Below are 17,965 nucleotides of genomic sequence, written 5' to 3'. Positions count from 1 at the left end.
GACGGCGCCTCCAGACGCCCCGCCAATCCCCACGGCTCCGTCCTGTCGCCAGATCCGGCGACGCCGCCAACCAGCCCAACGGTTGCTGGAGCGGCAGAGACAGGAGGCTGCGCATGACCGGCGTCCCGTCCGATGAGTTGAAGCGCTACTTCGCCCAGGCCCGGCGCTGGGATCAGGACCGCCTGTCGTCCGCCCTGCGCTCGCGGCGCTTCGCCTGGATCGCGGCCGGCGCGACCACGCTTCTCGCCGTCGCCTCGAGCCTGGCCGTGATCGCCCTGACGCCGCTGAAGACCAGCGAGCCCTTCGTCATCCGCGTCGATCAGTCGACCGGGGCGGTGGACGTAATCAGGGGCCTCTCGGCCGACCAGGGACCGGCGCATTACGACGAGGCCGTCAGCAAATACTTCCTCGCCCAATATGTCCGCGCCCGGGAAGGCTACCTCGACCCCGCCGCCGAGGACGCCTTCCGCATGGTGTCCATCCTCTCCGCGCCCGGTGAACAGACGCGCTGGTCCGACCTCTACCGGGGCTCCAACCCGCAGAGCCCGCAGAACCTCTACGGCCCCGACGGCGAGGCCGCGGTCGCCATCCGCGCCATCGGCTTCATCAATGACGACGTCGCCAATGTCCGCTTCCGCCGCACGGTCCGCCACGCCCGACAGGTCGTCGAGAGCGACTGGATCGCCACCATAGCCTTCACCTGGACCCGGGCGCCGATGACGGAGGCGGACCGGCTGCGCAATCCCCTGGGGTTCCAGGTCATCTCCTATCGCGCCGATCCGGAGGTCATCCGATGAAAGCCCTCGCCCTCTCCATCAGCCTCGGCGTCCTGGCCCTCGCCGGCCCGACGCTTGGCCAGGAAACGCCCGACGCCCGGATGCGCGAGATCGTCTATGCGCCCGGCGAGGTCTATCGCGTGGCCGGGGCCTTCCGCACCGCGACCCAGATCGTCTTTTCACCCGAGGAGACGATCCGGCACGCCGCCATCGGCGACAGCGTCGCCTGGGAGGTCGCCGCCGAGGGCTCGGTCCTCTTCCTCAAGCCGCGCGAGCGCCACCAGGGCACCAATCTCCTCGTGGTCACGGATCGGGCGGGCCAGGCCCGTCACTACGCCTTCGAACTGATCGCACGGGATCCGGGAGCCCGCACATCAATCGCCTATCAGATCCGCTTCCTCTATCCCGACGACGATCAGGCCCGCGCCGCAGCCGGCCTCGCCCGGGCCGCCGACCTGGCGGAGGAACGCCTCGTCAGCCTGGAGCTGCAGCAGGGCGCGCTCCAGGGGCCGCGCAATCTCGCCTATTCAGTCCAGGGCGACAGCCGGCTTCAGCCCAGCGAGGTAAGCGACAACGGTCGCTTCACCGTCCTGCGCTTCCCCGGCGCCCAGTCCATCCCGGCCATTTTCGAGGTCGGCGAGGACGGCGGCGAGCGGCTCATACCCTATGACGTCCGCGGCCAGTTCGTGGTCATTCATGGGACGGCCCGCGGCCTGCGCCTGCGTCGCGGCGACTCGGTGCTCTGCATTTTCAACGACGCCTGGAACCTCCGCGGCGTGGCCACGCCCGGCGGCACGGCCTCCCCGACCGTCGAGCGCGAACTGACGGGAGACCGGCCATGAAGGCCGAGCCGCCGCCCCCGCACGCGACGCCGGACCATTCCGAGGGGCCGACAACCGGCCAGGACCGGGGCGTGTCCCCTATCGCCGGACGTCTGGGCGGACGCCAGGGCCGGATGATCACCCTGGCCGCACTGGCCGCTGGCTGCGGCGTCTTCCTCTTCGCGACCTGGGACCGGGGCGACGCCCGGGATCGGAAATCCACGACCGCCGACGAACCGGCACGCCAGGGCGCGCCCTTCGAGCCGGCCCGCCGTCCCGAGCCGGCCCTTCTTGCCCACGCAGCGGATGATCCGAACGCGCCGCTCCTGAGCGAAGATGGACCTCCGGCGCCGGCGATCGAACGGTCCCGGGAGACGAGCCCCGCCGCACCCTCGGGCGTCTCGTCGGCTGATCAGAGACGCGCCCTGGCCGAGAGCGCGCAGCGTGCGCCCTTGCTAGCCTATAGCCGCTCCGGCCGAGCCTCGCCCGGCGCCGGCGTCGATCACGCGACGCCGCGGCCCGTCGACGTCGCTCAAAGTCCGACCTCCCTGGAGGCGCTCCGCCGCCTCAGCCCCATTGGCCAGACCCAGGCCGGCCATCTCCCGGATCGCAACCTCCTGATCGTCGCCGGGACCAGCCTGCCCTGCGTCCTGCAGACCGCCATAGACAGTTCCACGCCGGGCTATGTCAGCTGCCTGGTGTCCCGCGACGTCTATTCCGACAATGGCGCCGTGGTGCTGATGGAGCGCGGGACGCGGGTCCTGGGCGAATATCGCGGCGGGCTCGAAGCCGGACGTCGGCGGCTTTTCGTTCTCTGGACGCGGGCCGTCACCCCGACGGGCGTGGCGGTGGCCCTCGCCTCGCCCGCGACCGACGCCCTGGGCCGCTCGGGCTTCGACGGCGAGATCGACACCCGTTTCTGGGACCGTTTCGGCGGCGCGCTCCTGCTGTCGATCGTCGACGACGGGGTCTATGCGGCGGCAGGCGGCGGGCGAGACTTCCAGGCCTCGGCGCGCGTCCCGTCGGACGCCGCCGCCGTCGCCCTGCAGAACTCGGTCGGCATTCCGCCGACCCTGCGCAAGGCGCAGGGCGCTGACGTCTCCATCTTCGTCGCCCAGGACCTGAACTTCGCGGGCGTCTATCGCCTTCGGCCACGCTGATGGAGGACACCGCCGTCCTCGACCACTATCTCGCGCCGCTCCGACCCTTCCTGGAGCCGGACACGGTCACAGAGGTAGTGGTCAACCGCCCGGGAGAGGTCGGGGTCGAACAGGCTGGTCAATGGCGCTGGCGCGAAGTCCCCGAGCTGACCGAGGCCTGGCTGCACACCCTGGCCGTGGCGGCGGCGGCCTTCACCCGGCAGGACGTCGATGCCGAACACCCGATCTGTTCCACCGTCCTGCCGGGAAACGAGCGATGCCAGATCGTTCTTCCACCCGCCGTGCCCAGCGGCATGATCTCCCTGACCATCCGCAAGCCCTCAACCCGTCGCATGGGCCTTGAGGACTTCGAAGCCGCAGGCCTCTTCTCTGCGGCGGCCTTCATGACGGGCGACGAAGTCGACCCCACGGACGCCGCCCTGACTGTCCTGCGGCAAGCCCGGGACTGGCCAGGTTTCTTCCGGCTGGCGGTGGAAAGCCGGCGCAACATCCTCATCTCCGGCGCCACCGGCTCGGGAAAGACCACCTTCGCCAAGGGCCTGGTGGAGCTTATCCCTGCCCATGAGCGGTTGCTGACCATCGAGGACACGCGCGAACTGGTCGTCCCCCACCGTAACGCGGTCCACCTGCTCTACGCCAAGGATGGTCAGGGTCTGGCCAGGATCGGCCCCAAGGCCCTGCTGGAAAGCGCCCTGCGCATGCGGCCGGACCGGATCCTGTTGCAGGAGCTCCGCGACGGCACGGCCTTCTTCTTCCTGCGCACCGTCAACTCGGGTCACCCCGGATCGATCACCACCGTGCATGCGGACTCGGCCGCCCTGGCCTTCGAACAGCTCACCCTGCTGGTGCGCGAATCCGAAGGGGGCCGGGACCTGCCCCGCGAGGACATCCGCAGCCTACTGCACCTGATGGTCGATGTCGTGGTCCAGATGAAGAAGGTCGACGGCCGCTACATGATGACGGAGGTCTGGCATGACCCGCTTCGAAAGCGCGCCTCCGGCGGCTAGGGCGGCGGCGCTGGTCCTGGGCGCGCTCGCGACGGCCGGCCTGCTCCTCGTTCTCGCCGCCGTCATCGCCCTGGCCGGCCTCGGCCAGCTTTCCGCCTCGGTCGAGCCAGCCCGCATCCCTGCCTGGTTCTGGTACTATCGCGACGATCCGCGGGTCGGTCGCTGGATCCTGGCCGGCCTCTCCATCGCCAGCCTGGGCGGCCTGATCCTGATCGTGGCCATCCTCCTGTCCCGCCGACGCCCGCTGCACGGGGATGCGCGCTGGGCCTCCGTCTCCGAACAACAACGCGCCGGCCTCCGCGGCAGGACCGGCGTCCTGCTGGGTCGCAACGGCGGCGACTTCCTGATCGCTGATGGGCCGGAGCATGTCATGCTCTACGCCCCCACGCGCACCGGCAAGGGCGTGGGGGTGGTGATCCCCAACCTCCTGAGCTGGCCGAATTCAGTGGTGGTCCTCGACATCAAGCGTGAGAACTACGCCGCCACCGCCGGCTTCCGGGTCGAGGCCGGACAAAGGGTTCTGTTGTTCGATCCGCTCGCCCGCGACGGCCGCACCACGCGCTTCAACCCTCTGGCCCACATCGACCGCACCGACGCCCTGGCCGTCCTGGATGAGCTGCAGCGCATGGCCTTGATGTTGTTCCCGACGCCGCCGCAATCCGATCCCTTCTGGTCTGAAGCGGCCCGAACCGGATTCATCGGGGTCGGCGCCTGGGTCGCGGCGACCGCCGAACGGCCTTTCACCCTGGGCGAGATCTTCCGCCAGCTCACCCAGGGCGACCCGCGCGTCCGCTTCCCGAAGTTGATCAAGGCGCGTCGCCAGGAGGGTCGCCCTCTGCCCGCCGGTTGCGTCTCGGCCCTGTCCGACTTCTGCGCCTCCAGCGACAACACCTTCGCCTCGATCCGTCAGTCGATCACCAGCCGCATGGGTCTTTGGCTCAACCCGCTGGCCGACGCCGCCACCGCCGCCTCCGACTTCGATCTGCGCGATCTTCAGCGCGGCGACCTGTCGCTCTACCTCGGGGCCAGCCCCGCCGACATGGTCCGCGTCGCCCCTCTCTACAGCCTGCTGTTCCAACAGCTCGTGGATCTGAGCAGCCGATCCCTGCCCGGCCCCGAGGGCAGGCCGGTGCTGGTGTTGCTCGACGAGTTCGCCCGGCTGGGGCCGGCTCCAGTGCTAGCCCACGCCTTCTCCTGGGTCGCCGGATACGGTCTGCGTCTGTTGCCGGTGATCCAGAGCCCGTCGCAGTTGCGCGCCCTCTACGGGCCGGACGTCACCGAGGAGATCCTGACCAACTGCGGGCTGGAGGTGGTGTTCGCCCCCAAGGAGCTGCGGGTGGCCCAGGAACTGAGCGACCGGCTCGGCTTCTACACCTACGCCGGGCGCAGCCTGAGCCGACCACGAGGCCTGGCCGCCGGTCGCCGGACCTTGACCGTCTCCGATCAACGCCGCGCTCTAATGCTGCCCCAGGAGCTGATGCAGCTTTCGGACCGTGACTTGATCGTGCTCAAGGCGGGCCTGCCGCCAGTCCGGGGCCGCAAGATCCGCTACTACCGGGAGCGGGTCTTCCTGCGCCGTCTCAGGCCGCCGCCGGCCCTCCCGGTTGGGCACCCGATCGCCGCCCCGGCGTCCGATCCCCCCTCGACCGCCCCGTCTTCCATCCAAACCCAGCCGGAGACCGATATGGAGCTCGACGCCGTCATTCGCGCCTTCGCCGACGAAGGCTGTCCGCCCCCCGCCGCCGGGGCCTCGGAAGCGGAAATGGAGGCCTGGCTCGATCGGGCCCTGACCGAGCCCCCTATCCTGGAGCGTGAGCCATGAGCCCGACCTCTCTCGCCGCCGGCGGCCCCGCGCCGGACAATCGCCTTGGTCCCGACCGGACGCGTCGCGGCGAGAAGACCGAACGATCCACCCTCAAAGGCGACATGCCGCCCGCCCTGCTCGACCGCTATCTGATCGAACGCGACCGCCAGGGTCGGCCGGAAGCCTTTTTCCGCGACCCTCGCGCGGCCGAACCCGCCTTCCGGGATCATGGACGACGCCTCAGCACGCCCCACGCCTACCCGGACACCATCGCCGACATGCTCAAGGTGGCCCGTCATCGCGGCTGGACCCGGCTTAGGGTCGAGGGCGAGGAGACCTTTCGGCGAGATGTCTGGATCCAGGCCAGGGCTCAGGGGCTGGAGGTCTCCGGATATCGACCTCGCGAGCGCGACCGTCAGGCGGCCGGCGAGACGCCCCCCGCGCTGAACAGGGCGCCGACCACCGCCATGGATCTGGATCGACGCCTGAAGATGGCCGCCGTTGTCGTGCGCAATCTGGTGTCGGATCCGGAAGCGCAGCGTCGTCTGCTGAACCGCGCCGCGGAACTTGTATCGCTCAGACGCGGCCAGGAACGCAGCGAACGCCCACGCCCGCGCAATACCGATCGAAGCCGCTAGGACGCGCACTGAGCAGCTTTAAAGCGCAACACCCCATATAAGGGTGATTGACGCCATATACCCTCATAAACACCCACATACGGGTTTTAACTGGATTTTCGCAACAAAGTACGTAAACACCCATTTACGGGGTACTGGTACTTATAACGCCCATAGTCACCCATATAAGGGTTCTAACATGGCCGAAGCGGAAACGAACCTCATACGGCGCGCCCGGGTGCTGGGCGAACGTCTCGCGGCGCAGAGATTGAGCCGCAACCTGACCCAGCGCCAGTTGTCCGAGGACGCCGGCGTCGGGATCAACACCCTGCGACGCCTCGAAGCCGGAGAGAACGCCTCCCTCGACACCCTGCTGCGGGTGATGGACGCCCTGGGTCTTGGCGACCGCATCGAGACCCTGGCGCCGCCGGTCGATGTCCGGCCGGTGGACCGGGTCCGGCTGGCCGCCGCGACCGAACGGCGACGCGCGACCGGCGCCGGAGCCAAGCCGGCCGAGCCCTGGACCTGGGGAGATGACGAATGACGGACGCCACCATCCGCCTCTGGGGCCGCGACATCGGCGCCGTCACCTGGCTCGAAGACGAGGGCTATGGCGTCTTCCAATACACCCCCGAGTTCGCGGTCAGCGCCCGCGAGGTCGCGCCCCTGGTCATGCCCTTGACCGAAGCGCCCTACGCCTTCCCGGAACTGCCCCGGCCCGCCTTCAAGGGCCTGCCCGGCCTCCTGGCCGACTCCCTGCCCGACAAGTACGGCAACGCCCTGATCAATGAATGGCTGGCGCGCCAGAATCGGACCGCCGCCTCTTTCAACCCCGTCGAGCGCCTCTGCTATATCGGCGAGCGCGGCATGGGCGCCCTGGAGTTCCATCCGACCCAGGGCCAGACAACCCGCCGCTCGCGTCGTCTCGACATCGCCAAACTGGTCGATCTCGCCAGCCAGGTCCTGTCGATGCGAAAGGACATGCACGGCGCCCTGGGCGGCGAGGACGATCAGGCTACCCTGGAAGAAATCCTGCGCGTCGGCACCTCCGCCGGCGGAGCTCGCGCCAAGGCCGTTCTGGCCTGGAATCCCGATACCGGCGAGTTCCGGTCCGGACAGGTCTCGGCGGACGACGGCTTCGGCTACTGGCTGATGAAGTTCGACGGGGTCAGCAACAATCGCGACAAGGAACTGGCCGACCCGCAAGGGTTCGGCATGATCGAATACGCCTTCTCGCTCATGGCGCGTGACGCCGGCATCGACATGTCCGAGTGCCGCCTGCACCGAGAAGGCGGCCGCAGCCATTTCATGACCCGCCGCTTCGACCGAACCTCAACCGGCAGGAAGGTTCACATGCAGTCCCTGGCCGCCCTGCGCCACTACGACTTCAACGCCGCCGGCGCCTACAGCTACGAACAGGCGATCGAGACCATCCGCCTGCTCGATCTGGACGCCGTCGACCTCGAACAGCAGTTCCGCCGCGCCGTCTTCAACATCTTCATCCGCAACCAGGACGACCATGTGAAGAACATCGCCTTCCTGATGGATCGTTCCGGCGCCTGGCGGCTGTCTCCAGCCTTCGACGTCGCCTACGCCTGGAACCCTTCCGGCGACTGGACGAACGCCCACCAGATGAGCCTGAACGGCAAGCGCGACGACTTCGCTCTCGAGGACCTCGTCGACTTCGGCGCCCATTGCGGTTTCAAGCGCCGCAAGGCGATACGCCTCATCTCCGAGATCGCCGCTCAGGTCCGCGACTGGCCGATCTATGCGGAGAAGGCCGGCGTGTTCGAGACGGCCGCTAATCGCATCGGCAAGGCTCTGCGGCTCGAGCTCACGCCGCCGTCCGCCTGATCACCGCGACCGCCCGCCGTCCGGCGGCGGTCGCTCGCGCTCCGACGGATCGAGCCGGCGCCGAATGACGTCACGCCGGGTCTCCACCGGCGGCAAGGCCTTGACGAAGTCGACGACCGTATCGGCCTTGCGGCGCCCGTCCCTGTCTCCCGACAGCCCATGCCGAACCGCCTCCGCCGACAGGGCTCGAACGATCCTGTCGCGCCGCGCCCGCAGCGCCGCCTTCCACGGCTCCGTCCCACCCTCGTCTTTCGCCGCTTCCTGAACGGCCTCGCGCAGCACCCGCGGCGCCGGACCGCCGCCCGCCTCGAACCGCTCCCGCAGCTTGCGCACCGGTGCCCGCTCGGGCTTGCGCGTCACGCCCCGCGCCCGACGCGGCGTCGCCTCCGCCTCCACTGATCGCTCTCGCAGCGCATGGGCGAAACGCTCCCGCCACAGCTGCAGGTCCGCCTTGCGGGGGTTCAGCCGCTCGCCGTCCCGCCCCAGCATGCGCACGGTGAGGTGGACATGAGGATGACGTCCTTCGTCATGCAGGGCGAAGACATAGGGAAAGCGATCGCCGAACACCTCGCCGGCGAAGGCCCGGGCAGCGTCATGCAGCCGACCTGCGTCCGTCCCCATAGGCATGCTCAACACTACCGACAGCGAGACCGGCGCATCCCGCCGCCCGCGCGGCTCCATCGCCAGCTCGGCGGCCCAGTCGTCCGCCAGATCACGAACGCCGGCCCGGTCCAGGCGCTCGCCGTCCGGTCCCTCAAGCACCAGGGCGCCGTTGCGGCTGATGTAGGCCAGGTGGGCGCCGAGGTGGGCGCCGTCCCGGGTCCGCCCGGTGATCTTGACCATCACCTCGGGGACCCGACGCGCGACGCGCTCGAACCGGGCGGCCGCGTCACCCTGACCAGCCCCACGCATCCGACCCAGGACCGTCGGCGTCAGCCGCGCCCGTCGCACATCGACCGGCGGACGCAGCGCCTCCTCGAACCCCGACAACGACCGGAAGTCGCTCATCGGACCGGCTCCGACCAGTAGGCCAGATTGCCTTTGAAGGCCTCGCCGAGCGCCTCGACCCAGCCGCGCAACTCGGCCCGATAGGCGTCCAGCTGCGCCACCTCCAGGTCCAGAACCGCCCCCTCCATCACGGCCGTGTTCAGGGCGCGGGCGATCTGGTTCACATTGACGCCGATGCGCCGCAGCTCGCGCCGACACTCGATCAGCGCCATGGCCTCGGGCGGGGTGAACTGGGCCCGCCCCTCCAGCCGACGCCGGATCAGGGACACGGACCACTGCGTCCGCGACAGCCCGACCGACGCCGCCTCGGCCTGCAGCAGCGCCATCTCCACCTCGGTCAGTCGTACAGTCAGCTTGCCCGACCTGGGCTCCGGCACGACCGCCGGAGCCTCGGGAAAGGGCGCCCGCGCCGCGCCCTCCATCAGCCGTCGCAGCAATCGCGACCGTCCGCCCTGACCCACCGCCGCTGCGTCGAACCGGCGGATCAAATCAGGAGAAACGCGAAGGGTGAGGCGGTCCATGGGAGAGGGTGTCCGTCAGACATTGCCAGCGCAAAGCCTATCCTGCCCTAGACAGCCACCCCCTTCGCCCCGCAGGCCTACGGGTCTGCCCGCCCTCCCCTCGGCGGCCGGTCCCGGCCGCTCGCCCGCCGCCCTGAAGGGCGCCCCAGCCTGGACGGTGCGGCGTTCGCCGCCACCTCGCATCGCATCGTTCTTCCGGCTAGCTTGCCCGATCGGGCAGCCTCCAATCTTCGCGCCCTCGCGGCGCTCCTGGATCGCTCCACGGACAACTGCCCCGCCTTCGCGCACTATGTCCTAAGTGTACGAGAACAGGAGAAGGCAGCGGCCTTCCTTGCTCCCTGAATCCACTGGGCGCACCGCCCGTCGGGCGGTGCGCCCAGCCCTCAATCGACCGGTTGCCGCGCTTTCAGATGGTCAACGGCCTTCTGGGCGTGCGAGGCGGCAGAGACGATGAACCGCTTGTCGTCCTTCAGGACCTGCAGCCATCTCGCGATGTAGGCGGCGTGATCCTCGCGCGGTTCAAGAGCCAGACCGAGGTCCGCGCAGAGGAAGGCGGCGCCCAGTTCGGCGACGAGTTCTTCCCGGGCATAGCCGGGATCGCCGAAGCGCTGACGCCCCAAGTCCCGATCCAGGCGTGTGGGATGCCTTGTCCAGTGCGTCATCTCGTGGCCGAGCGTGCTGTAATAGGCATCGGCGTTCTCGAAGCATTCGAACGGCGGCATCTGCACATGGTCCGGGCCGGGTGCGTAGTAGGCGCGACCGCCGCCATGGCGGACCTCGGCTCCGCAGTTGTGGAAGAAGGCGTCGATACGGGCGACACGCTCGTCCGGATTGATGACCAGGGTTTCCGGGTCCCCGTACAGGCGCGACGCCGGACACCCAGATCGTGTTCGCCGGATCAAACGCCACCGGACTGCGAGCGGGTCTGTTCTAGGACGCGCGACTTCCGATGAGAGTGTTGCCCCGCGCCTCCGGGCGAATGACGGCCGACCCGACCCTAGAGGCCCGTCACGAGCTTGATTGTGTCCGGACTTGCGCCTGGGCGAGTGCTCAGACCGAGATAGGTCACTTCGACGTAACCCTCTCCGACCTCTACCGGCTTCGGGGTCAGGCCCATCTCACTGCAGAAGTCGCCCCACAACTCGAAGCCCGCGGTCACAGCTTGCAGGTCATCTCCAAGATACGCCTGCACCGCGCGGTCGACTTCAACTGTGATGCTCACCAGCTTCGCCATTCTAGCTGAAATTCGTCACTGATTGCACGTTGCCTGCCAGAAAGGGCTCGCCCCTGACCACGCCGCGGTTGGGGCTGCAGATCATGTAGAGCGGCCCCGGGTTGAAAGTTTCGAGTATCGCTATGACAGGCTCGTTCTCCGGTCCCTCTTCTCCGACCGTGGCGACATAGTCTTTGCCGTTGTGACGATAGGCGATCTGGTAGATTCGTCGATCATTCGGGCGAAAGGCGACTTTCGCCATGAAGGCTCGGATGGACGCGTAGACAGTCTCGGCCTGCTCCGCCGTGTCAGCGAAGGGTATGAAGAAGGCGGGTGTCTCAGACATCATCTTCAGCCTCAACCCGCAGTTGTGCCAGTCGTTCCTGGCAGACGGTCGCCGTCAGGCCTCGCAACACCTCGACCCGCTCCGTCAGCCAGGCGAGTTCTTCGCTGCTGATCTTGTAGTGCTCCGAATAGCGAGCCTTCACGTAGGCCTCGCGCAGAAGCTCGAAGCAGCGGCGCTCGAACTTGGTCTCGCGCGGCCAGGCGTCCGACAACCGGACGTCGATGGACTCGGCCTTCTTGCGGAGGAAGGCGAGGTTGTGAGCCTTTGCGCTGTAGAGTGTCACTACCAACAGAATGCAGTGGTAAAGGTGTTCCGCGCTCTGATGGAGCATAAAGGCGGCCCAGTTTGGCTGGTGGGTCTCGGTGGAATGCTTGGCAATTCCTTGTGCACCAGCAGCGCTGGTCATCCATTTCTCGAAATAGCCCTCAGCCTCGGCGAGTGCGGCCTTGGCCTTCAGATCCGCCGGCTTGTGCAGCTTGGCACCAGGCGTGTCGTAGAGAATGACGCCGTCGCGCAGGATGTCGGCGAAGAAGTAGCGACCCCGGTCCAGCTGATCGTTCACGTCGTCCAGACTGTGAACGATGATGCTGACGGGCGTGCGAATCTCGCCCTCCCCCGGCATGGTCCGGTTGTTAGCTTCGAACCAGAACTCGCCGTCGGTCAGGTCCTCATGATCGACAATGACCAGCAAGTCGAAATCCGAGAAGTATCGGCCGACCGGGTCGTGGACCCAGTCGCCCCGGGCATATGACCCGTACAGGATGACCTTGAGGATCTTGCCGTGCTTCAGTCGCTCGGCACGACGCGTCGAGATCGCTTCCTCGAAAGAGGCGCGGATCACATCGAGGACGTGACGCAGTTCGGACTGCTTTGGCAGCGGTAAATGATCGAGGGTCTTCTTCACAGACGGAGTCTCCCCGTTCAAGACGGCTGCGGCAAGTCGAAACTCGCCAAATGGGCGTAGCTAGCAAGCGCTGGACATAGAGACCTTCAGGTGTAGGCGTCGGTTCATGAACACGCCTGACCCGCTCGACAACTTCCTGGCCACCCTCGACGTCGGTGCCCTGCTCCAGAGCAAGGCCTTGCCGCCCCTGTCGCCGGCCGACAACGACCGTCTCGACGAAATCGAGAAGCTGACCACGGCGGGATGGACCGAGGCGGAGGTCCGCGCCGATGTGATCGATCCCATCGTCCGCATCCTCGGCTATCGGAAGGGCGAGCTGTTCTCGGTGGATAGGGAGAAAGCCATCGAGTTCCGGGATGCGAAACGATTCATCGACTATGCGGCGACGATCTGGAGCCAGAACTTCTGGCTGATTGAAGCGAAGCGCCCCGCCGCCCGCCTCGACGGATTCAGCCAGCGCGATCTGGATCAGGCGCTGGGCTACGCGACCCATCCGGAGATCAATGCGGCGATTGTCATCGTGACCGACGGGGACCTGTGGGAGGTATTCGACCGGGAAACCGACGTCGCGAAGCCGCTCCTAAGATTCCGTCGTCCGACGCTGAGAGACAACTTCGACAACCTCAGACGCGTGGTCGGGCCCTGGCAGGCCTGGTTCCTCGAAAAGCGCCGCATCCTCCGTCTGGTCGACCGGGTCTTCGATCACGAAGTCAATCTGGGTCGGGTGGACGAGTTTCGAGGCCTCCTCGACAACCGGCTGCAAGCCAAGCGCGGGACAATTCTCGACAACTTCCGCGCCCACATTTCGTCCGATGCCAGCCTTGCGGCCCGAAAGGCCCACCTTCAGCAGTGCGATGCGGCGACCTTGATCGACGTCCACCTCTTCCAACCGATGTCACTTGGCGACTTGCGGACGATCTCCGATCGGCTCGTTTCGCTGTCCGAAAAAGGCGGCTTCAGGGTCCTTCACCGGCTCCTCAAGGACCTGCCGCGCGACGCCAACGACCATTACTGGGCCCACGCCCTGTGGATGTTGATTGCGCTCGAGGAGGCCGATGTGCAGCCGAAATGGCTTCCCTCATGGCTTGGTGTTGGACAGTCAGGCGTCCCGCTCTCGAGCGCGATCGAGAAGCTGATTTCGCTATGCCTCACCTATTTCGCTGCGTCCCCCGGGCACCGAGCTGTCCTGCTCTGGGCCGCATCCGCCAAACGCCAGTTCAAGATACTCGCCCATACGACGCCCCAACCGGAGGACCAGGCCCGATCTCTCCACGCCCTAAATCGTCACATGCGCGACGAGCTCTCCTTCGAGCAGATCGTGACATCGACCGAGGGTCAGTTGCTGAATGAAGTTTCCCGACGCGCCCACGTGGCGACCGCGAACTTCGTGGCCGGCTGCCGGGACGATCGGGATCGCTTCCGGCCGCTTTACGCCGAGGAGCAGGTTCGAGCGATGTGGGACCAGGAGCTCGGTCTTCTCTCGTCGCGGCCAAACTACATGGCGATCGTCCGTGACCGTGATCTGGGCGATCTGTCGACTGTAGAGGCCGCGGCTATCGTTTGGGATGAGCTGGCTCACGCCACGCTGTGCGTCATCGCCGAGTCACCGCGATGGAGCGCTCACCTTCTTGTTCGACACCAAGCGATCGTGGCCGATCTGGCGGCCCAGGGTTACTGGTCCGCCCGCAAATTGTCGGGCATGACTGACGAAGCAACCCGTGTCGCCCCTGCCCCGGAATGGATCGCAGAGCGCTTCTTCTTCGGTGATGAAGCCACCGCGGGGCGGCTCGCCAAGGCTTACGACGGGTCCGGAGCGGTCTGACCTACCGGAGGAGGTCCGGGACGGAACTTCCAGACGCCCAAAGCCTGTTCCAGTGCCTCACCGAAATCACCCAACCGCGCCCGCACGACGTGGTCGAGGTCGCCGAAGGCCTCAAGCAAGCGTGGCAAGTGATCCTTTTTTCGGAGCGGGCCGCCAGCGATCAGGCTGGCGATCATGCTGCGTCGGAATCCCGCGAGATCTCCGTCCCTCGGCAACTTGTCGAGGCACCGGAAACAGATATCGGCCAAGTAGTTCTTGAACCGGTCGGATACAGCCTCGGCAATCAGCACCTGCCTCAAGCAGTCGCCTAGAGCGATTATCGCCGATTTCGGGATATTTCCGTTCTCAGTACTGGCCGCTGTCGACTCCAGCACGAGATGCGGAGAGTCTGCAGGCAGATGCGCGATTGCCTCGACCCAGTCTGTCAACGCTCCGAAGATCGCATAGAGGAGATAGGCGTTCCGGGTCGGCCATTCGTCGAAGACCTCTTCATCCTTCCGGGGATCGACATAGAGTCCGAGCAGGCTCTTGGTCAGATGAGGCGTGTAGTACAGCCACATGTGCCACTCAATGCCCTGCCGCATTGCGGCGTCGACCATCAAATCTAAGAAGCGAATGGCGACGAAGGTGCGATCGCGCCAACGCTCCTCCTCTTGGAAACGATCGGCAGCCCCGTTCAGATAGGCTTGGTAGGCACCACCCTTCGCCTCGGCGAGGTGCGCGAGCGCGGCCTCCATCACAGGTTCCCATGCTCCCAGTCGCTCGGCCTGCCGTGCGTCCGCAAACAGGAAGCTCAGATAAGTGTTATGTTCTGGGAAGACGTATCCCGTAATAAAGACGTTCTGGTTATCGTAGACCTCGGTGAACAGCGGGCTGTCGCTGTGTTCGGCCAGACTTCGCAGGATCTGGTCTGCGAACTCAAAGACAATGTGACTCTCCACGGCCATCATCTCCACCGCGGTCTTCGGTCGTTCCATCGCGATGAACTGGATGAAATCCCGTCGGCGGTAGAGAAGGCGCTGTAGGCCCGTCGCGGCCTGCTTTTGGGCCTTCGAAGCGGTCAACGCGCCCGATCCAACATGAGCGATCAGGCCCAGATGCGGTTGGGTCACACGGTTGAGCTCCGAGAACCGCTTCTCCTCCACAAGCGCGGTCGCCAAGGCAAGAAGACGCGGCAGATGCCGTGCGCCGAGCGCTTTCCTCTGCAAGTTGAGCAGCACGAGTGCCAACCAGGCTAGCACGAGGACGAAGGCGGCCTGTTGCGGGGTGATCCAGGGCTTGTCGCCGTCGAGAACCAGAACGCGGCAGACCTCCGCTCTCCACCCGCATTCCGGAGCCCACACGCTAAAGAGTTCCAGATAGAGAACGGCCGCGCCAAAGAGGATCGTCAGCGTCACCGTCACACCGCGTCGCAGCAGCAGCGCCTTTCGGCGGGCGTCCGTGGCCAGGGCGAACAGCGCAACGACCAGACCAACAAAGGTCACCAGACCATCAATGCTCATTGTGTCTCTCCTGTCCCGCCCGCCCGTTGGGCCGACCGCAACGCCTCGCCCTCGGCCGAAAACCGCGCGCCCTCTGCCAGCATGAAATCCAGCATCCCGGGAAGTTCCTCGCCTTCGAGATCGTAGCGTCCGACCTTTTCCAGGACGATCCACATCGCTGTTTCGCGATCGGCCCCCCGCCACTTCGTCAGGTGGTCGTACTGGCCAAGCACAGCCACCGCAGTGCACCGGTGATGCCAGTAGATCCGGGCGGCCTCGGCGTGTTCGAAATTTTCTTCCGCGAGCGTCAACGCGGCCTCAAGGTCGACCTCGGGCCGCGTGTGCGGAGCCGCCCCTCCGACCAACGCCCGAAGATCGTCGATCTTCAAGCAGTCCTCCGAGGGACTCTTCAGCCCCTTGTTGGTGTCGGTGATGACCAGACGACAATCCTGACAGAGATAGACGTCGGCGTGCGTTCGGTACGTCAGGCCACCCTCGTCCCAGCCGTTTCGCCACCGCAGGGCGTCGTCATCGTCTTCGTCCTGATAGACGTGCAGCCGGTGAAGGCGGCCGGTCCACTTGCCTTTGCCGGACGCGCGAAGGCACTCGAAGCGAGACCGATCGCAGCTCGGGCACGCCCAGTCTGCATCGTGCCGCACCCAGGGTGACCGCGGGTCTTGGGCTGCAGTGAAAGCGTCGAACTCGGCTCTCGATGGAACGCGGACGGGTTGAACCTTGGATTTGAGCGATGATCGGAAGCCGTCCTTCTGGAGCGAGCGCGCGGAAAGGTCCGCCGGCAGTTGCAACAGCATCCGCGCGGGATAGATCGGATTACGTGACATGTCCCTGAGCAACGGGCCCAGCGGCGGCTCAGACCAGTGCTTTCGACCCTGTCGCTGATGCCGACCTTTGGCCACTCTCTCGGCAAGCAGGTCGGTAAACGAAATCCGGTCGAGAACATCGTCCTCGACCAATTTCCATATCGCCTCGGCCTTCTCGACATCGACCTTGTGGGAGCGGCCCGGCTGGACGGTGATGAAGGCGGCGATCTCGGCAGGAGAGAAGCTGAACTCGGGATGGACGATCCCTTTGAGCCTGCGTTTGGCGTCTCCGTCCGCCGCGTTGCAGTCTACGCAGACAAACGACGGATGAAAGCGCTCGATGAGGTCCTTGCATGCCTCGACGGCGCCGAACCAGCGGCGAAAGGCCTCGGGTTCAGACGGACGACTTCCGTCGCGCTTCAAGACCCGCTTCCCGTGATCGCGAAGATGATCGTGATGCCAGTCCAGCCGGCAGATCAGAACCCCGGCTTCCGATAGGCGGGCGAGCTCGGCCTTGTAGCGGCCGCATGGGCCGCAACGCCACGTCGGCGGCACGCTGGCCCAGTTGTCGTCCAGATCCAACCGCTCGGCGCCGTGCTGCGCCAACAGCGCCTTCGTCTGGGCGCTCCACCGGCCGTCGAAGGAGGGAAAGAGGCTTTCGATCTCTTGATCGCTGGCGGTCGCGAGATTGGGAATCGGGAGCGTCGCGGAAACCTTCATCGGCTCCACACGTCAGCGGCCGAAATCGAGATCGCCCCGCGCTCGGCGAGATCTCCGACAAACCAGTCCCACTCCTCGCGACCCACCCTCGCCGCGCAATAGGCCGCGGCCATGCCGCTGAAGGCGGCGAGCACCACACGCAGATCCGCGATGAACCCGTCCAGCGTCCTGGGCACGGACTTCCCGTAGGCCAGGTAGATGGCGTCGCGATAGTTGGCCTTCCCCCGGTAACGGAACGCCTCGTGAAGAAAGCAAAGGCCCCGGCGATTGAAGGCCTCGTCGCGCAGGGCCCTTGCAGCTTTCGTCTTGAAATCGCTTACCCCGAGGGCGCGGAAGGCGGGAGCGTCCTTGACGGACTGCTGAAGGTTCCACTGCTCCCAGCTCGCGCTTCCGGACAGATACTCCGCCATACAGCCCCAAGCGTCGTTCACCGTCTCGGGACGGGTGGTCAGCGAATGCTTGCCGCGGGCGCGAGGCCCCCGCAGCGCCTCTTCCACATCGGCCTTGCCCAGACGATCGATGCGGTCAGCGAACGGCGGCATAACGAGACCCGGAACCACAAACTGACGGTCCCATTGCCGCGCGGTCGCGGCGTGGGTCTCAGGGAACGATCCGTCTGCCGCTGCAATCATCGCCGAGGCCGCGCCATAGACGCCGTAGTACCAGGCCACGATGCCGTTTCGCGCGACATCGGCCTTGTTGGCGGCTGTCGCCAGCACGTCGAGCGTCGCCAGCTGATTCAAGGCGAAGAGCAGCTGTTCGTAGATCGAGTTCAGTTGCGGCTCTGGAAGAGTCTTGCGCTGCACGCGTTGATAGAAGCCACGCCCCGTTCCGAAACCGACATCCAGCGACGTCACGAGGATCGCCATGGCCCTCATCCAGTGCACGGTCGACGGCAGCGCGAACACGGCGTCCGGGATGTCCTCCTTCGGTTCCGAGAGGGTCCCGTGGGTCCGCATGCGCGCATAGAGCGAACCGGTCGTCATTCCCGCTGTCCTCACAATGGCAAAGGTGGCAATCCTAGCCTCATTCGCCGCAAGAACAATACACGAACAGATCGGTCAGGCCTGATAGCGTAAGGACAGCCCTG

Annotated in this window: 18 protein-coding genes; 9 read left to right on the top strand and 9 right to left on the bottom strand. The window is 66.4% G+C overall.

The window, feature by feature from the left end; translation table 11 throughout:
- Positions 1-113: 113 nt before the first annotated feature.
- From IFE19_RS03285 to IFE19_RS03250, 8 genes are all read left to right on the top strand, one after another.
- Positions 114-797: a virB8 family protein gene (locus IFE19_RS03285; RefSeq protein WP_207825639.1), complete on the top strand. Its 684-nt coding sequence runs from the start codon at positions 114-116 to the stop codon at positions 795-797.
- A complete protein-coding gene (locus tag IFE19_RS03280) occupies positions 794-1,618 on the top strand; it encodes a TrbG/VirB9 family P-type conjugative transfer protein (RefSeq protein ID WP_207825638.1) in 825 nt (274 codons plus the stop codon). Before IFE19_RS03285 ends, IFE19_RS03280 begins: the two co-directional genes overlap by 4 nt.
- Entirely contained in the window at positions 1,615-2,757 is a 1,143-nt protein-coding gene (gene virB10 / locus IFE19_RS03275; protein ID WP_207825637.1) for a type IV secretion system protein VirB10, read from the top strand. Before IFE19_RS03280 ends, virB10 begins: the two co-directional genes overlap by 4 nt.
- Positions 2,757-3,764: a P-type DNA transfer ATPase VirB11 gene (virB11, locus tag IFE19_RS03270; protein WP_207825635.1), complete on the top strand. Its 1,008-nt coding sequence runs from the start codon at positions 2,757-2,759 to the stop codon at positions 3,762-3,764. The genes virB10 and virB11 overlap by 1 nt, the downstream gene beginning before the upstream one ends.
- Positions 3,730-5,586 carry a type IV secretory system conjugative DNA transfer family protein gene (locus IFE19_RS03265; RefSeq protein WP_207825633.1) on the top strand — a complete coding sequence of 619 codons (1,857 nt, stop codon included), beginning with the start codon at positions 3,730-3,732 and terminating at the stop codon, positions 5,584-5,586. Before virB11 ends, IFE19_RS03265 begins: the two co-directional genes overlap by 35 nt.
- Positions 5,583-6,206 (top strand): LPD7 domain-containing protein, encoded by a 624-nt coding sequence (locus IFE19_RS03260; RefSeq protein WP_207825632.1) that lies wholly within the window; start codon positions 5,583-5,585, stop codon positions 6,204-6,206. Before IFE19_RS03265 ends, IFE19_RS03260 begins: the two co-directional genes overlap by 4 nt.
- Positions 6,207-6,384: 178 nt before the next feature.
- Positions 6,385-6,729 (top strand): helix-turn-helix domain-containing protein, encoded by a 345-nt coding sequence (locus IFE19_RS03255; RefSeq protein WP_207825630.1) that lies wholly within the window; start codon positions 6,385-6,387, stop codon positions 6,727-6,729.
- Positions 6,726-8,039, top strand: coding sequence for a type II toxin-antitoxin system HipA family toxin (locus tag IFE19_RS03250; RefSeq protein WP_207825629.1), 1,314 nt, complete (start codon positions 6,726-6,728; stop codon positions 8,037-8,039). Before IFE19_RS03255 ends, IFE19_RS03250 begins: the two co-directional genes overlap by 4 nt.
- On the opposite strand, the gene IFE19_RS03245 is transcribed toward IFE19_RS03250, so the two are convergent.
- The 6 genes from IFE19_RS03245 to IFE19_RS03220 form a co-directional block, all read right to left on the bottom strand.
- Positions 8,040-9,047: a relaxase/mobilization nuclease domain-containing protein gene (locus tag IFE19_RS03245; protein ID WP_207825627.1), complete on the bottom strand. Its 1,008-nt coding sequence runs from the start codon at positions 9,045-9,047 to the stop codon at positions 8,040-8,042.
- On the bottom strand, positions 9,044-9,568 hold the full coding sequence (locus tag IFE19_RS03240) for a MobC family plasmid mobilization relaxosome protein (RefSeq protein ID WP_207825625.1): 525 nt from the start codon (positions 9,566-9,568) through the stop codon (positions 9,044-9,046). Before IFE19_RS03240 ends, IFE19_RS03245 begins: the two co-directional genes overlap by 4 nt.
- Before the next feature lie 383 nt (positions 9,569-9,951).
- Positions 9,952-10,470 carry an ArdC family protein gene (locus IFE19_RS03235; protein ID WP_225910373.1) on the bottom strand — a complete coding sequence of 173 codons (519 nt, stop codon included), beginning with the start codon at positions 10,468-10,470 and terminating at the stop codon, positions 9,952-9,954.
- Positions 10,471-10,565: 95 nt separating this feature from the next.
- Complete coding sequence (locus tag IFE19_RS03230; RefSeq protein ID WP_207825623.1) at positions 10,566-10,802, bottom strand: hypothetical protein; 237 nt, start codon at positions 10,800-10,802, stop codon at positions 10,566-10,568.
- A 1-nt stretch (position 10,803) separates the two neighbouring features.
- Complete coding sequence (locus IFE19_RS03225; protein ID WP_207825622.1) at positions 10,804-11,130, bottom strand: hypothetical protein; 327 nt, start codon at positions 11,128-11,130, stop codon at positions 10,804-10,806.
- A complete protein-coding gene (locus IFE19_RS03220; protein ID WP_207825620.1) occupies positions 11,120-12,031 on the bottom strand; it encodes a nucleotidyltransferase and HEPN domain-containing protein in 912 nt (303 codons plus the stop codon). Before IFE19_RS03220 ends, IFE19_RS03225 begins: the two co-directional genes overlap by 11 nt.
- 106 nt (positions 12,032-12,137) lie before the next feature.
- Here IFE19_RS03220 and IFE19_RS03215 point away from each other — a divergent pair, with 106 nt between their 5' ends.
- On the top strand, positions 12,138-13,853 hold the full coding sequence (locus IFE19_RS03215) for a type I restriction enzyme HsdR N-terminal domain-containing protein (RefSeq protein WP_207825619.1): 1,716 nt from the start codon (positions 12,138-12,140) through the stop codon (positions 13,851-13,853).
- On the opposite strand, the gene IFE19_RS03210 is transcribed toward IFE19_RS03215, so the two are convergent.
- Genes IFE19_RS03210 through IFE19_RS03200 form a run of 3 tightly spaced genes read right to left on the bottom strand, consistent with a single transcriptional unit; the run spans position 13,829 to position 17,861 of the window.
- Complete coding sequence (locus tag IFE19_RS03210) at positions 13,829-15,355, bottom strand: hypothetical protein (RefSeq protein WP_207825618.1); 1,527 nt, start codon at positions 15,353-15,355, stop codon at positions 13,829-13,831. The genes IFE19_RS03215 and IFE19_RS03210 overlap by 25 nt on opposite strands.
- The gene (locus tag IFE19_RS03205; RefSeq protein ID WP_207825616.1) at positions 15,352-16,875 is read right to left on the bottom strand and encodes a hypothetical protein; all 1,524 of its coding nucleotides are present in this window, start codon (positions 16,873-16,875) and stop codon (positions 15,352-15,354) included. Before IFE19_RS03205 ends, IFE19_RS03210 begins: the two co-directional genes overlap by 4 nt.
- Positions 16,872-17,861, bottom strand: coding sequence for a hypothetical protein (locus IFE19_RS03200; protein WP_207825614.1), 990 nt, complete (start codon positions 17,859-17,861; stop codon positions 16,872-16,874). The genes IFE19_RS03205 and IFE19_RS03200 overlap by 4 nt, the downstream gene beginning before the upstream one ends.
- Positions 17,862-17,965: the final 104 nt, after the last annotated feature.

The sequence above is a fragment of the Brevundimonas pondensis genome (assembly GCF_017487345.1).
GTDB classification, from domain to species: Bacteria; Pseudomonadota; Alphaproteobacteria; order Caulobacterales; family Caulobacteraceae; genus Brevundimonas; species Brevundimonas pondensis.
Note: the sequence above shows the minus strand (reverse complement) of the source record. Positions and strands in the feature narration are given on the sequence as shown.